The 12,589-nt window shown below is 66.8% G+C and carries 9 protein-coding genes and 3 pseudogenes; 6 read left to right on the forward strand and 6 right to left on the reverse strand.

Annotation, left to right across the window (positions count from 1 at the left end; genetic code table 11):
• Window positions 1–177 precede the first annotated feature (177 nt).
• A pseudogene (locus AAFN86_RS29555) lies at window positions 178–1,266 on the reverse strand (recombinase family protein); the annotation flags it as partial.
• A 1,066-nt stretch (window positions 1,267–2,332) separates the two neighbouring features.
• Complete coding sequence (locus tag AAFN86_RS00885) at window positions 2,333–3,934, reverse strand: ABC transporter substrate-binding protein (RefSeq protein WP_347541313.1); 1,602 nt, start codon at window positions 3,932–3,934, stop codon at window positions 2,333–2,335.
• A gap of 419 nt (window positions 3,935–4,353) precedes the next feature.
• Between AAFN86_RS00885 and AAFN86_RS00890 the strand changes: the two genes are divergently transcribed.
• The 4 genes from AAFN86_RS00890 (at window position 4,354) to allE (ending at window position 7,282) form a co-directional block, all read left to right on the forward strand.
• On the forward strand, window positions 4,354–4,650 hold the full coding sequence (locus AAFN86_RS00890; protein WP_347541314.1) for a hypothetical protein: 297 nt from the start codon (window positions 4,354–4,356) through the stop codon (window positions 4,648–4,650).
• Between the two features lie 47 nt (window positions 4,651–4,697).
• Window positions 4,698–5,687 (forward strand): tripartite tricarboxylate transporter substrate binding protein, encoded by a 990-nt coding sequence (locus tag AAFN86_RS00895; protein ID WP_347541315.1) that lies wholly within the window; start codon window positions 4,698–4,700, stop codon window positions 5,685–5,687.
• Window positions 5,687–6,421 (forward strand): aspartate/glutamate racemase family protein, encoded by a 735-nt coding sequence (locus AAFN86_RS00900; protein ID WP_347541316.1) that lies wholly within the window; start codon window positions 5,687–5,689, stop codon window positions 6,419–6,421. The genes AAFN86_RS00895 and AAFN86_RS00900 overlap by 1 nt, the downstream gene beginning before the upstream one ends.
• 66 nt (window positions 6,422–6,487) lie before the next feature.
• Window positions 6,488–7,282, forward strand: coding sequence for a (S)-ureidoglycine aminohydrolase (gene allE, locus AAFN86_RS00905; RefSeq protein ID WP_347541317.1), 795 nt, complete (start codon window positions 6,488–6,490; stop codon window positions 7,280–7,282).
• Here the strand turns inward: allE and AAFN86_RS00910 are convergent.
• From AAFN86_RS00910 to AAFN86_RS00920, 3 genes are all read right to left on the reverse strand, one after another.
• The gene (locus AAFN86_RS00910) at window positions 7,249–8,022 is read right to left on the reverse strand and encodes a hypothetical protein (protein ID WP_347541318.1); all 774 of its coding nucleotides are present in this window, start codon (window positions 8,020–8,022) and stop codon (window positions 7,249–7,251) included. The two genes, allE and AAFN86_RS00910, sit on opposite strands and share 34 nt — an antisense overlap.
• Window positions 8,023–8,165: 143 nt before the next feature.
• Window positions 8,166–8,402 carry a helix-turn-helix domain-containing protein gene (locus AAFN86_RS00915; RefSeq protein ID WP_347541319.1) on the reverse strand — a complete coding sequence of 79 codons (237 nt, stop codon included), beginning with the start codon at window positions 8,400–8,402 and terminating at the stop codon, window positions 8,166–8,168.
• Between the two features lie 203 nt (window positions 8,403–8,605).
• Window positions 8,606–9,559, reverse strand: coding sequence for a hypothetical protein (locus AAFN86_RS00920; RefSeq protein ID WP_347541320.1), 954 nt, complete (start codon window positions 9,557–9,559; stop codon window positions 8,606–8,608).
• Between the two features lie 319 nt (window positions 9,560–9,878).
• On the opposite strand from AAFN86_RS00920, the pseudogene AAFN86_RS00925 reads away from it, so the two are divergent.
• Window positions 9,879–10,692, forward strand: a pseudogene (locus tag AAFN86_RS00925) (IS5 family transposase).
• Between the two features lie 104 nt (window positions 10,693–10,796).
• Window positions 10,797–11,503 (forward strand): annotated as a pseudogene (locus tag AAFN86_RS00930) (IS5 family transposase).
• Between the two features lie 75 nt (window positions 11,504–11,578).
• Here the strand turns inward: AAFN86_RS00930 and AAFN86_RS00935 are convergent.
• Window positions 11,579–12,544: a tripartite tricarboxylate transporter substrate binding protein gene (locus AAFN86_RS00935; RefSeq protein WP_347541321.1), complete on the reverse strand. Its 966-nt coding sequence runs from the start codon at window positions 12,542–12,544 to the stop codon at window positions 11,579–11,581.
• Window positions 12,545–12,589 lie beyond the last annotated feature (45 nt).

Below are 12,589 nucleotides of genomic sequence, written 5' to 3' on the forward strand. Positions count from 1 at the left end.
TGCCACCAAGCGCAGGAGCCTGGATTTCGCCCCGATTGCTTCCGTGACCTCTGCCTTCAGGCGCGTGATGCGTGCCTGGCGGTCGGCATGTCCCTCGGTGCTGCGCGCCAGATAGGCACCAAGCAGATCCCTGAGGCGCCCTGGTGTCAGTACGCGGCTGGCGAAAGCCTCGATGACGGCGCGGTCAAGGGTGTCCATCGGGACGGATCGGCCAGGGCAGATGGCCTTTCCCCGATGAGCACAATTGGCGCAGGTGAAATAGCGGTATCGGCCGCTCTTGCCGGTGCGTAGCGTCATCCCGCCCTTGCAGGTTGCGCAGATGGCCAGACCGGTGAGGAGCACAGGCCCTGTCACGATCCGCGGCGGGGTTCGGCTAGGTGCGCGAGCCGCAAGGCTTTCCTGGACCTGCTCGAAGGTCTCCCATGAGACGATCGCAGGCACGTCCATCGGCACCCATCGTTCCTTGGGCTTCACGAGTCCGGACCGGCTGTCGAACTTGTTGAACCAGAGCCGCCCTGCATAGGTCTCCGAGGTCAGGACCCGATGGACGTTGGCGATGCTGAAGGGTTTGCTCCGAAAGCGCTCGCCTTCCCTGTTGAGGCGATCCGCGATGGCCTTCACGCCCATGGGGACACCCTCGGCCCCGAGGTGCATGCGGTAGATCCGCCTCACAAGCGTCGCCTCGGCGTCAGTGATCACCAGCACTTTCTTGATGCGGTGCCCTCTCTGGCCAGCCTCCTGCGTCGTGTAACCGTAAGGCGGCGCCGAGCCGTTCCAATGTCCCTGGCGCGCGTTCTCCTTCATGGCGCGAAGGGTGTGCTTGGCGTTTTCCCGGCTCTGGTGTTCGTCGAACACGGCCAGCATCTGGCGTAGCACCTCGGCGGTGCCGTCCTGGCCTCCGATATCCTGCGTAACGGACGCAAGCTCCAAGCCTGCACGGCGCAAGCGCCGGACATAGTGCTCAGCGGTGTAGACGTCGCGGGCGAACCGGCTGGTGCTGTGCACAAGGATGATATCGAAAGGTCGCGCCGGGTTGGTCGCCTCGGCAATCATGCGTTGGAACTCAGGGCGATCCTCATCGGTCCCAGAGGCGCCAGCATCTTCGAATGTGGCGGCAAGGGTCCAGCCTCGAGCGGAACAGTAGCTGCTGGCCTGATGCAACTGGTCTGGCAGCGAGAGGTCTGCCTCTGCCTGTCGTCCGGTGGAGACGCGCAGATAGGCTGCCACTCGCTTGGTGGTGACGGTTGGGACCTTGGGATGGGTCATGCGGTGTCCCTGAGGATGCGATCGATCTCTTCCGCAAGATACTCGCGAAGAAGAGTGATTTCACGCTCAGTGATGGGCGGTTGGCCTGCAAGGTCAGCGAGGGCGATCGATGGCTCGTACCGCGACGAGGCACGTCCGATGGCCCGCTCGTTCGCGGGATCTTTCGCCTTGCAGGGAGATTTCACCGTGTTCGTCACGGTCTGAAGAACTACGCGGATTCAGGCGGCCACGGACAAGGAGTGCAGAGCAGCGGATACGTCCGTGAGCCAGCCAGAATGACTGGGCGAGCAATCGGTGCGGCAGGAAGCCGGTAGCTACGAACCCTTCAATTCCGTGCACTCGAGTGCACGACCAGAAATCGATATGTGGCTCGCCGCATCCGCCCGACGCATGGCGCCCTTCCCGGCGTTTGGCCAGCGCATTCTGCAGCTCGCGCAAGGCGAGCCGGTGTTTGCCCTTGTTTTTTGCGCCGATCGGTCCATCGCCAGCCGACATGGCCGAGCAGCGCCGCCGCACGTCACGCCCTGGGCCAGGGCCTCGACAAGGTTGGCGATCTTGTGCCTTACAGCCGCCCGTTCGGTTGCCTGACCGGTCCGCGCGCAGGCCCTCTCAGCGACGAGACAATTCCATCCCCATGTGAACTCCTTGACGAACACCTCCACCAATTCCGGAACCCTCAGCCGGCTGCCGAGCGCGTCGGCGGCGTCATCGAAAATGGGTCACGGGGATGTGTAGGGACGCGGAACGAAGAATGTCGCGCATGGCGACATATCAGGTGCCATGCCGGGGAGGGCAAATTACCCGCATCCCAGCCGCGGAACACCGCGTGCACCTGTCGACGTACGCACACAACGTGCAGAGGTCCTGCTTTGGCCGGAAGCGGAATAGCAGCTTGCGATCATCGAACCCATGGAAGCAGACATCGGGGCCATCGCCACAAGACGCAATGTTCTCTTCGTTGTACGCAAGGCCCGCTCGGTGATAGCGGGCTTTCGCGTTCCGCTACTCCCAGTCGGGGTTCTTTGCCTTCATCGCTCCTACGAGCCGCTGCTTCCCGGATGGTCTCTTAGGCTCTCTTCGCCACATCCCAGAACACCGGCATGGGCGCCGAGACAATGCCTTCCAGCCCGCTGCGCCAAGCGTGCTTGTTGAGGAACAGGCCGGTCGGGACGAACACCACATCCTGCATCGCATCGGCGTTGATCCGGCGCGCAATGGCTTTTTCGGCCTCGAGGTCAGGTGCATCGAACCAGTCGCGAATCCCTGCCTCGACACGCGGGCTGTCGGGCCAGCCGAACCAAGCCCGTTCCCCATTGGCGCGCAGCCCGAAATAGGCGGCGGGATTGATGCAGTCGACGCCGGCGTGCGTGGCTGAAAAGACGCTCCATCCGCCCTGCGACACCGGGCCCTTGTTGCCACGCCGCACCTGAATGGTGGCGAAGTCAGTGGCGACCAGCTCGACATTGAAGCCGATCTTGCGGAACAGCTCGGCCGAGACCTCGCTGGCGGCGCGCATGTTGAAGATGTCCTGCGCCGACAGGATGACGAGCGGTTCGCCCCTGTAGCCGGCATCCAACACGGCCTTGCGGGCCGCCTCGAGGTTGCGCGGCTGCTTCAGGAGGTCCGAGCCTTCCTCTGTGTAGAGTTCGCTGCCTGGCGTGAAGAAGCCCATCATGCGCTTGCGCATGGCAGGATCGTCGCCCGCGATCGCGATGGTGTAGTCGTCCTGGTCGACAGCCATGAGCAGGGCGCGGCGCAGCGCGGGGTTGTCGAAAGGCGGCTGCCGATGGTTCAGCCGGATCGCCGTGACGGTGCCCATCGGGTTCGAAATGCCCGTCCGCACAGCCCGGTTGCGAGCCAGGAGCGGCAGCAGGTCCGGCTGCGGCGCCTCGACCCAATCGACCTCGCCGGCGGACAGCGCATTCACCGCGGTGGCCGCATCCGGCATTACGCGCCATTCGATGCGGTCGAAATTGATCCGCTTGCCGCCGGCCATCCACGACGCGGGCTCCGCGCGCGGCACATAGTCGCTGAACCGCTCGAAGGCCGCGCTGGAGCCGATGACCCATTCATCCTTCATGAAGCGCATCGGGCCGCTGCCGGTGAAATCCGTGATCATCCTGAACGGATCCGTCTCCGCGACGCGTTCAGGGAAGACAAAGCTGCAGGGCGTGTTCGACTTTGCCAGCGCGAACAGCATCTTCGCGAAGGGCCGCTGGAGCGTCCAACGGAAGCGGCGGTCGTCGAGTGCGGTGAGGCTTTGCTGGATCGAGGCGATACGCTGGCCCATCGTGTCGCGCACCGCCCATCGCTTGAGGCTGGCCACGGCGTCGCGCGCGCGAACGGGCGTGCCGTCGTGGAACATCTGGCCGGGGCGCAGCGTGAACGTCCAGGTCAACCCGTCGGCTGAGACCTCCTCATGTTCGACCATCTGGCGCTGCGGGCGCATCTGGCTGTCGATGCCATAGAGCGTGTCCCACACGAGCAGCCCGGCATTGCGGATGACGAAATTTGCGGACCAGACTGGATCCATGTTCGACAGGTCGCTCTGCGGCACGAAGCGCAGCACGCGCGAGGGCGGGTAGGTCGCGGCGCGGGAGAGCCGGTTTGGCAGAACGGCGGCCGTGCCGGCGGCGAGCGTTCCGGTGAGAATGCCTCGACGATTCATGGACGGGTCCCTTTCTGGCGCTTCGAGCAGTTGCAGGGCTGGCTGCAACGGCGGCACTGCCGATGATCGTGTGTCAGAGTGGGAGGCCTGGCCAGAGTGAAGAATGCGCCGACGACGGCGCCTGGCTGTGTTCGGCGCCAAAATTGCCTGTCATTCGGGCCGAATGCGCGCCCGATCGGCGGCGCGGAGGCGTCACCTGACCGCGCAAGGCGGCCGCCTTTGCCGGATGGTCTCTCAAACTTGGCCGGTCGCCGCCAGGGAGGGGTATCCTAGTAGAGTTGACTTCGCTGGGTTGCCTTCACGCTGTCGGAGCGCATCTGCGGTGCAGCGTCGATGCGGCCCAGTGCACTCCGAGCGATAGGTGCCGGAGGGATGGCTACGACGAGTCATACCAACCAGGTGAAGGACGCACCCTGTGGTTGATACGCCGCGATCGGGCGTGGTTCATCGGCGGGGCTGCTGGGCTGTCGGACCGTTGCGGCGATGAGGGCGCCATCGTCGCCCCGGCCCCGAACCAGCGCTGGGCGTTCGACGGCTTCGAGATCTCCCGCTGGAAAGGCGAGGTGGCGGCTTCCTGCACGCGCAGCTATCCGCCCAAGGGGCGCGGGACGCGGCCTGAGTCGGACCCGCCCATGACGAAGGGGTGGCCCGGCACACCCGACCAGGACAGCCAAGCGTTGACGGATGATCATGGCGCGCGGCTTGCTAGGCCCTGAACTGGCCAGCCGCCGCCGATGGCTGCCGAACCACGCCGCGAGGACCCATGCTCCGCCGCCACCTGCTCGCCATCGTCCCCGCGCTATCGCTCCCGAGCCTCGCCCGCGCCCAGCTCATCTCCGGCGGCCGCCCGTTGCGTCTGATGGTGCCCTTCAACCCCGGCGGCTCCGCCGATGTCCTGGCGCGCCACTATGCCGAGGCGATCACCAGCCAGACCGGCCAGCAGGTCGTCGTCGAGAACCGTGGCGCCGCGAACGGCATTCTCGCCGTCGATGCGGTGGCGCGCTCGCCCAATGACGGATCGACCCTCGGCGTGCTGAGCGTCACATTCTTTGCCGCGCTGCCGTTCATGATGGACCGCCCGCCCTACGACCCCGTCCGCGACCTCACGCCGGTCGCGCGCATCGCGAATTCCACCGTGCTCTGCGTCGTCACGCCGGAACGCGCGCGCGAGCGCGGTTGGGCCGACTTCCGCTCCATGATCGAATGGGCGAAGCGGCCGGGCAACCGCGTGACCACGGGATCGGCGCGCGCCACCGCGTCGCATCTGATCAGCGCCACCATCGCCAAGCGCAGCGTCGCCGATATCGAGCACATCCCCTATCGCGGCGGCGCGCCGGCGGTCAGCGACTTCCTCGCCGGCACCATCGACATGATCTTCGACGCCATGCCGCAGCTCATGCCGCATGTCGCAGCCGGTCGCGCCATCCCGATTGCGGTCGGCAGCACGGCGCGATCCCCCTTCTTCCCCGACGTGCCGGGCATGGGCGAGTTCGCCGACCTCAACCTCGCAGGCATCGACCAGCAGAGCTGGTCGGCGCTGGCCGGACCGTCCTCGATGGCCCCGGCGACCGTCGCGCAGCTGTTCGAAGGCATCCGCAAGGCCGGCGAGGCGCCGGGGCTGGAGGATCGCCTGAAGGCGTCGGGCCTGGTGCTGTCGGTCTCGGAGAGCCCCGAAGTCGTGCGCGCGCAGATCGAGCAGGACACGCCGCGCTGGCGGGAGATGGTGGCCGCCTCCGGCGCACGGCTCGACTGATGGACCGCCTGCGCACCGGCCGCTTCGTCGGCCAGCTCGTCCCCTCCTCGAACCGCACGGTCGAGCGCACGACGGAGGTGCTGCTGCGCGGCTATCCGGGCGTCGCCTCCTGCTACTCGCGCATCGCCTACCGCCCGGACGGCAGCGGCCAGCCGGAGGGCGGTTACGACTTGCCCGCCGTGCTGGCGGCGGCCGAGATGCTGAGCCATGCCGAGGTCGAGGCGATCTGCTGGAACGGCACCAAGGGCGCGATCGACGGCTTCCAGGTCGATCGAGACCTGTGCGCCGCAGCTGGCGAGCGCTTCGGCATCCCGGTCACCAGCGTGTCGCTCGACGTTCTGGAGATCCTGAAGCGGCTCGATGCGCGCAGGATCGCGCTGATTTCGCAGGGCGCGGTCGCGCGCGCCGTCTTCATCGGCGAGCGTTTCGCCACCCAGGGCTTTTCCACCACCGCCGTGCGGGGCCTCGGCGTCGGCTCCAACCTGGACGCCGCCAAGGTCACGCCAGCGACGCTGGACGAGGCGGTGCGCGGCTGCGTCGCCGATGGCGCGCCCGATGCGGTGCTGATCTGGGGCACCAACATGCCGGGCCTGCCGGTCGTTGCGCCGCTCGAGGCGGAACTCGGCGTCACGGTGATCGATTCCTGTTCGGTCGGCATCTGGGGGCTGCTGCGGGCGCTCGGCCTGACCGGCGCGCCGTTGCTGCCGCAGGGGCGCATCTTCGGCCTGCTGTAGCCAGGTGGTCCGCTGGTCGATCCCGCGCCTCCATGATTTCCTGCCGGACCAGTTCAGGACGACGCCATGCATCCTCGCGACCTCACACTGCCACCGAGCCGGCCGCTGCCCGGCGCGGTCGGCCACAACCGCGGCGTCGTCCGCCCCAACTACGCCTTCCTGCCGCCAGAGGGTGTGCTCAAGAGCCGGCTGCCCCAGTATGAGGCGACGGATGTGCGCTTCCTCGCCGCACCATCGCTCGGCGCGCGCTTTGCACAATTTGTGCTGGAGATCGCGCCGGGCGGCGGCACCCGCGCCCCGATTGCCGAGCCCGGCATCCAGCATTTCTACTTCGTGCTCTCGGGCGCGGCGGTACTGCAGGTCGATGGCCGCGCCGAGGAGAAGGACCGCGGCGGCTTCCTGTATGCGCCGCCGGGCATGCCCGTCGCCATCCGCAACCAGAGCACGGTGCCGGCCCGCGTGCTGGGGCTGCGCAAGCGCTACGAGCCGATCGGCTTGCCGCCGCCGGCGCCGATCCTGTCCCATGAGCGCGAGGTGGCGCGCACCAATCACACCGGATTCGATGGCCGCGGCTTCCAGCACCTGCTGCCGTTCGGCGACCTCGCCTTCGACTTCGAGATGAACCTCATGTGGTTCGCGCCCGGCACCTTCTTCCCGGCGATCGAGACCCACATCATGGAGCACGGGCTGTTCATGCTGCAGGGGCAGGGCCTCTATCTGCTCGGCAGCGAGTGGCACGAGATCTGGGCCGACGACTTCATCTGGATGGGCGCCTGGTGCCCGCAGCAATTCTATCCGACCGGGCCCGATGAGGCGGCCTACCTGCTCTACAAGGACGTGAACCGGGACGTGGCGCTGTAGAGCGCCCGGCCGGCGAGGCGCCGCCCGCGCCAGCCGTGCTTCGAGCAGGTCCTGAAGCTTGCGCAACGCGAGTTGTCCGCTCGCCAACAGGTAATGCTTCTCCGTGGTTCGGGCGCCCATATGACCGAGTAGCCCCGCGGTGTCGCGCGGCCGGTCGGGATACCTGAGCGCAAAGCCGGTCGCGGCCGAATGCCGAAAGCTGTGCGGCATGATCGGCTGTCCCAGCATCTCCGCCGTGACGGCCTTGATGCGCGCCCTGACGCCCTGATCCTCCAGAGGCTGGCCAAAGGCTCCGATCCAGAGGGCACCGTGGTCGGCGTTTCGGCGGCCTCGCGCCAGCAGGTCCGGGCGGACACCCGCAACGCGCGCCACGCTGGGCCGAGCGGCGTACGCGACTTTCCCGGCATGACAGCCACACTCGCGATCCGCAGGGCGCGGCGCAGGTTGGACTGGAAGGCGGAATAGGAGGTCGCATTCTGAAAGCCGAGCATGGCCGGCGTGGTCTTCTCAAGCCTGCGCTGCAGGCTGGGAATGTCGACGGCGCCGTTCACCGAGGCGCGCCCCATCAGAACGATGGCGATGTCGACGGCGCGCAGCAGATTCAGGGCGACCTTCGGCGTGAGGTCGGGGGCGGCCAGGACCGCATCCTTCACCTGGCCATACGTCGGCATCGCAAGCGTCGAGCGTGGTGCCGCGTCAGCCTGACAAGCCTGGCTTGGCGGCGGGAGAGGGCTGGTCATGCGGGTTCTCCTGAGGACGAATGGGGTCATTGCGGCCAGGCATAAGAAGGGTGGGGTGGATTACCTTTGTTGAACCGAGGGAGTGTGTTTGTGCCGGGCCGGACGAACGCGGGCAGAGGTGGCCAGCAGCGACCAGCGCGTTGTCAGTCATCGTCACGACGCTCATGGCGCGCGATGAAGGCGGCGAGCTCTTCGGGCCTGACGAGCAGGCGGCCGTTGAGCTCGACGGCAGGCAACTTCCCATCGTCGATGTACCACCGCACGCTGCGGGTCGACCTCGACAAATGCGCTGCGATCAGTGCGATAGGGATCAGCCTCGGCAGCTTCGCATAAGCGAAAGCGGCACCGGTGGCGGGCGTAAGCGGGATCTTCTTCGGCACCGGAGCCTCCTTCATTCGGTCGGTGGCCAGAGTAGGGGTGTCCGAACCGTCCGGCGGTGACCGGGGAAGACCGCGGCCCACGTGTGAATCCAGGAAGTTGAGCCAAGTCGATGGCCTACGCGGGCTCTGTGGCTGAGGTTAGCGCGCGGGGAGGCTTGACGACCTCCCCGACCTCAAGAAACTCGTGCACTCGAGTGCACGAGCTAGAATAGGTGGCCTTCTTCGACGACGTTCGACTTTGCGGGCAGTGCCAGCGCCAGCGCGTCGGGGAAGGCGTCCCAAGCGAGGTCAGGGTTCCACCAAGTCGGGGTCGCGGTCTGCAGCGCCTTGGCGACGGTCTTCCCGAACGGCACGGGCGTGTCCTTCGGAAACAGATCCACGACCGCTTTCCATCCCTTCAACTGGGCGAGCGCGAGCATCGCCTCGGCTTCGATGGGGTGGCGGCCAAGGTCCTTCCAAGCGGATCGGACGTCGACAACATCGAGGCGCGCGAAGAGATTCTTCGTGCTGGGCAAGTGCTTTACGGCGCAAGCCGGCTTCAGACGCCCCTCGATCCGCGTCCAGGGCTGGTTAGCGTCGTGCCCATCCTTGCCCGTGCGATCGTAGATGGCGACGGCGCCGTGCTTCGGCGATCCGAAGCCGAGCGACTTCAGGGTCGGCGCGTTAACGAAGGGTCGCCGGATGCGCTTGCCACGCACGCCCCAGGCGACATCCTCCAGGCGAACGCCGAACAGGTCGAGGGCGATGTCGATGCGCGTGACCTTGGCTTCTGCGATCTCCCAAGGCGCCCGATTCAAGATCATGCAGAGGACCTGGTCGACCACATACGACGCGCCGGGCGGCGTCAGGCCGGGCGGGTGGATGTAGACGTAGAGCATCACACCGCCTCCCTTGGCTTTCTTGGCGCGGAGACTGGCGACCGGCTTGTCGCCCCAGATCAACGGAGACTGAGACTTCGGTGCGAAGAACTGCAGTGCAACAAGCGATCCACTGCCCAGCTTCGACCCACCGCGGACAATCCCATAAGCCCCACCGCTCTCCGGATCAGCGGCATATCCAACCAACACGGGGATGGCTTGTGCAGCGTCTTCTCCCTTCAGATGGAAGCGCAGGGACAGCCAGTCGATCTTCAAGCTGCTTGAGAAAGGTTCCTTCATGTTCAGCTTCGCGGTGGGGCTTACAGACAGACGCGACTCCAGCGCGCCACATGCGGACATTGGCGGACGCTTCAGTGCGATTTGGGGAGGCGTCGGCGCCGTGGCGCAATATTGCGACCAGAGGTGGCGTGCACTCGAGTGCACAGACTGACATGGCCCCGAATGGCACAAAAGACGTCAAGACCGCCACCCGATCGCCGGGACGCTGGGCCCGACAATCTAAGCCTGGCATGACGAATATTATGGCCAAGCCAAGTACAGCGGGAGCGCCTGAAACGCGGACAAGCATAGGGGGCATAGGGGGCATAGGGGGCGAAGGCTGTCCGACGCTGGGCCACCCACCCGCGCGCAGCATAGGCGCGATGCGCCGCGCTTTCCCAGCAACCTTACCGACGCGGAATGGGCAGTGCTGGAACCGCTGCTACCCGCACCGTCGCCAGTCGGACGCCCACCGTGCTGGCCGATGCGCGAGATCCTCAACGCGATCTTCTACATCCTGCGCGGCGGTGTTCCCTGGCTAATGCTGCCGGACTGCTTCCCGCCCCGGCAGACCGTCTATGGCTGGTTCGCCGCCTTCCGCGGGGGTCTGGGAGACGCTGAACCACCACCTTGTGGTGCTCGATCGCGAGCGCGCCGGTCGCGAGGCCAGCCCGACCGCGGCGGTGATCGACAGCCAGAGCGTCAAGACGTGCGAGAGCAGCGGCCCGCGCGGCTACGACGCGGGCAAGAAGGTGATGGGTCGCAAGCGCTACGCCATGGTCGACACCGACGGCCGCGGCCTGGTGCTGCAGGCGCGTTCCGGCAGCGTGCAGGACCGTGACGGGGCGCCACCGCTTCTGCGCGCATCGCGCCGCCGAGGGCCCTTCGTCGAACTGGCCTTCGCCGATGCCGGCTACGCCGCTGACCGTGTCGCCTATGCGACCGCCATTCGCGTCGAGATCGTCCGCAAGCCAACTGACCAGGTCGGCTTCGCCGTCCATCCCCGCAGGTGGGTCGTCGAGCGCTTCTTCGCCTAGGTCGGCCGCAATCGGCGCCTCGCCAGGGACTTCGAGGCCTCGATCGCTTCCGCCCAGGCTTTCCTCTACGCCCCGTCCGTCACCGTCCTGCTCCGACGCCTCGCACGTTCCGCATGAATTCAGAGTCAGGCTCCTAGGCGGTGGTGACGAATTCCCTGGTTGTTGGGATTCCCGCTGATGTGAAGGCGTGATTCAAGGCTGGCTTTGGAGCCGAGGCCTGGATGAAGGTTGATCCTGATGCGTTGCGTGACGATCAGTGGGAGCGGCTGCGGGATCTGATACCTGGAGGCCGCGCTGGGCAGCGCGGTCCGCGGTGCAACAACCGGCGCTTCGTCGATGCATTGCTGTGGATGGCGCGTTCGGGCGGTCGGTGGCGCGATCTTCCGCCGCGGCTGGGCGATCACCGGGCGGTCAAGCGACGCTACTATCGCTGGATCGAGCGCGGAGCACTGGATGGCATGCTCGCCGCCCTGGCCGCCGAACCCGATCTGGAATGGCTGATGCTCGACAGCACCATCGTGCGCGCCCACCAGCACGTGGCCGGCGCGCGCCGGGCAAAAGGGGCGCGCATGCCCAAGGTCTGGGCCGATCCAGAGGCCGCCTGACCACCAAGATCCACGCCGCCACCGATGCCCTGGGCAACCCGGTCCGCCTGCTGTTCGGGCCGGGCCAGCAAAGCGACATGGTCCAGGCCCACGGCCTGATCGAGGGCCTGGCCCCCGGGGCGGTGATCGCCGACCGAGGCTACGACGCTGATCACCTGCACGACGCCATCCTCGACGCCGGGGCCGAACTCGTCATCCCGCCCAGGCGCCATCGCCGCAGGCCGCATCGCTACGACACCGCCCTGTACAAGGAACGCAACCGGGTCGAGCGCTTCTTCAACCGGCTCAAACAGTTCCGCCGCGTCGCTACTCGTTACGACTAGCTACTCGACAACTTCCGCGGCTTCGTCCAACTCGCCGCCATCTCCATCCTGCTCGCTTGAATTCGTCACCACCGCCTAGTCCGCGCGCGCGCCGGAAATCTCGACGGCACGGCGCCACTTGGCCAGCTCCGCCTGATGGAAGGCGGTGGTCTCGGCCGGGGAGCGGCCATGGATGGTTGCGCCTTGCTCCGCCAGCCGAGCTTTCACCTCCGGCGCGTTCATCGAGATGCGGATCTCCTCCGACAGTTTCTCTACGATCGGTGCCGGCGTGCCCTGGGGTGCGAAGTAGATGATCCAGGCGGCTGCGTCGTAGCCGGGCACCGTCTCGCTCACGGACGGGATGCCGGGCAGCAGCGCGGACCGGGTGTCGGATGTCACCGCCAGTGGCCGGATCAGTCCCTGCGAGATCAAGCCGGGCAGGGACGGCACGCCTTCGACCGCGAACTGCACGTCGCCGCTGATCACCGCCTGCACCGCCTGGTTGCCGCCGCGGAAGGGCACATGGACAATGTCCAGGCCGAGCGCCGAGCGGAAGAGTTCGATCGCGAGATGCGCTGTCGATCCGCTTCCGGAAGACCCGTAGTTCAGCTTGCCGGGCTGCCGGCGTGCTGCCGCGACGAGATCGGGGAAGGTGTTGATGCCGAGGCTGGGGTTCACCACCACGGCCTGCGGGAAGGACACGGCATGACTGACCGCGACGAAGTCCTTCTGCGCGTCATAGGGCAGCGTGGTGAAGAGGAAGGGATTGATGCCCATCGTCCCCGGCGAGCCCGCGAGAAACGTGTAGCCATCCGGCCGCGACCGCGCCGCGGCTTCGGTGCCGAGATTTCCTGATGCGCCGGTGCGGTTGTCCACGACAAAGCTCTGGCCGAGACGCGCCGCGAGGTCCTGGGTGATCAGCCGCGTCACCACGTCTACGGCGGAGCCGGCCGTGAAGGGGTTGATGAAGCGCACGGTCCGGTTCGGCCAGGCGCCCTGCGCCAGGGCGGCGCGGGAGAGCGGCGCAAGGGCGGCGGCGAGGAGCATTGAGCGGCGTTGCATCGTCTGGCTTCCCTGCGGCGCATGTTGATAACGATTGTGCACGGG

The sequence above is a fragment of the Roseomonas sp. CAU 1739 genome (assembly GCF_039839775.1).
In the GTDB taxonomy this organism is placed as follows: Bacteria; Pseudomonadota; Alphaproteobacteria; order Acetobacterales; family Acetobacteraceae; genus Neoroseomonas.

Bases quoted from the DNA above. Each gene is read 5' to 3' on its own strand.
- AAFN86_RS00885 (WP_347541313.1), bottom strand. From the start codon at position 3,934: ATGAATCGTCGAGGCATTCTCACCGGAACGCTCGCCGCCGGCACGGCC.
- AAFN86_RS00895 (WP_347541315.1), top strand. From the start codon at position 4,698: ATGCTCCGCCGCCACCTGCTCGCCATCGTCCCCGCGCTATCGCTCCCG.
- AAFN86_RS00900 (WP_347541316.1), top strand. From the start codon at position 5,687: ATGGACCGCCTGCGCACCGGCCGCTTCGTCGGCCAGCTCGTCCCCTCC.
- allE (WP_347541317.1), top strand. From the start codon at position 6,488: ATGCATCCTCGCGACCTCACACTGCCACCGAGCCGGCCGCTGCCCGGC.
- AAFN86_RS00910 (WP_347541318.1), bottom strand. From the start codon at position 8,022: ATGACCAGCCCTCTCCCGCCGCCAAGCCAGGCTTGTCAGGCTGACGCG.
- AAFN86_RS00920 (WP_347541320.1), bottom strand. From the start codon at position 9,559: ATGAAGGAACCTTTCTCAAGCAGCTTGAAGATCGACTGGCTGTCCCTG.
- AAFN86_RS00935 (WP_347541321.1), bottom strand. From the start codon at position 12,544: ATGCAACGCCGCTCAATGCTCCTCGCCGCCGCCCTTGCGCCGCTCTCC.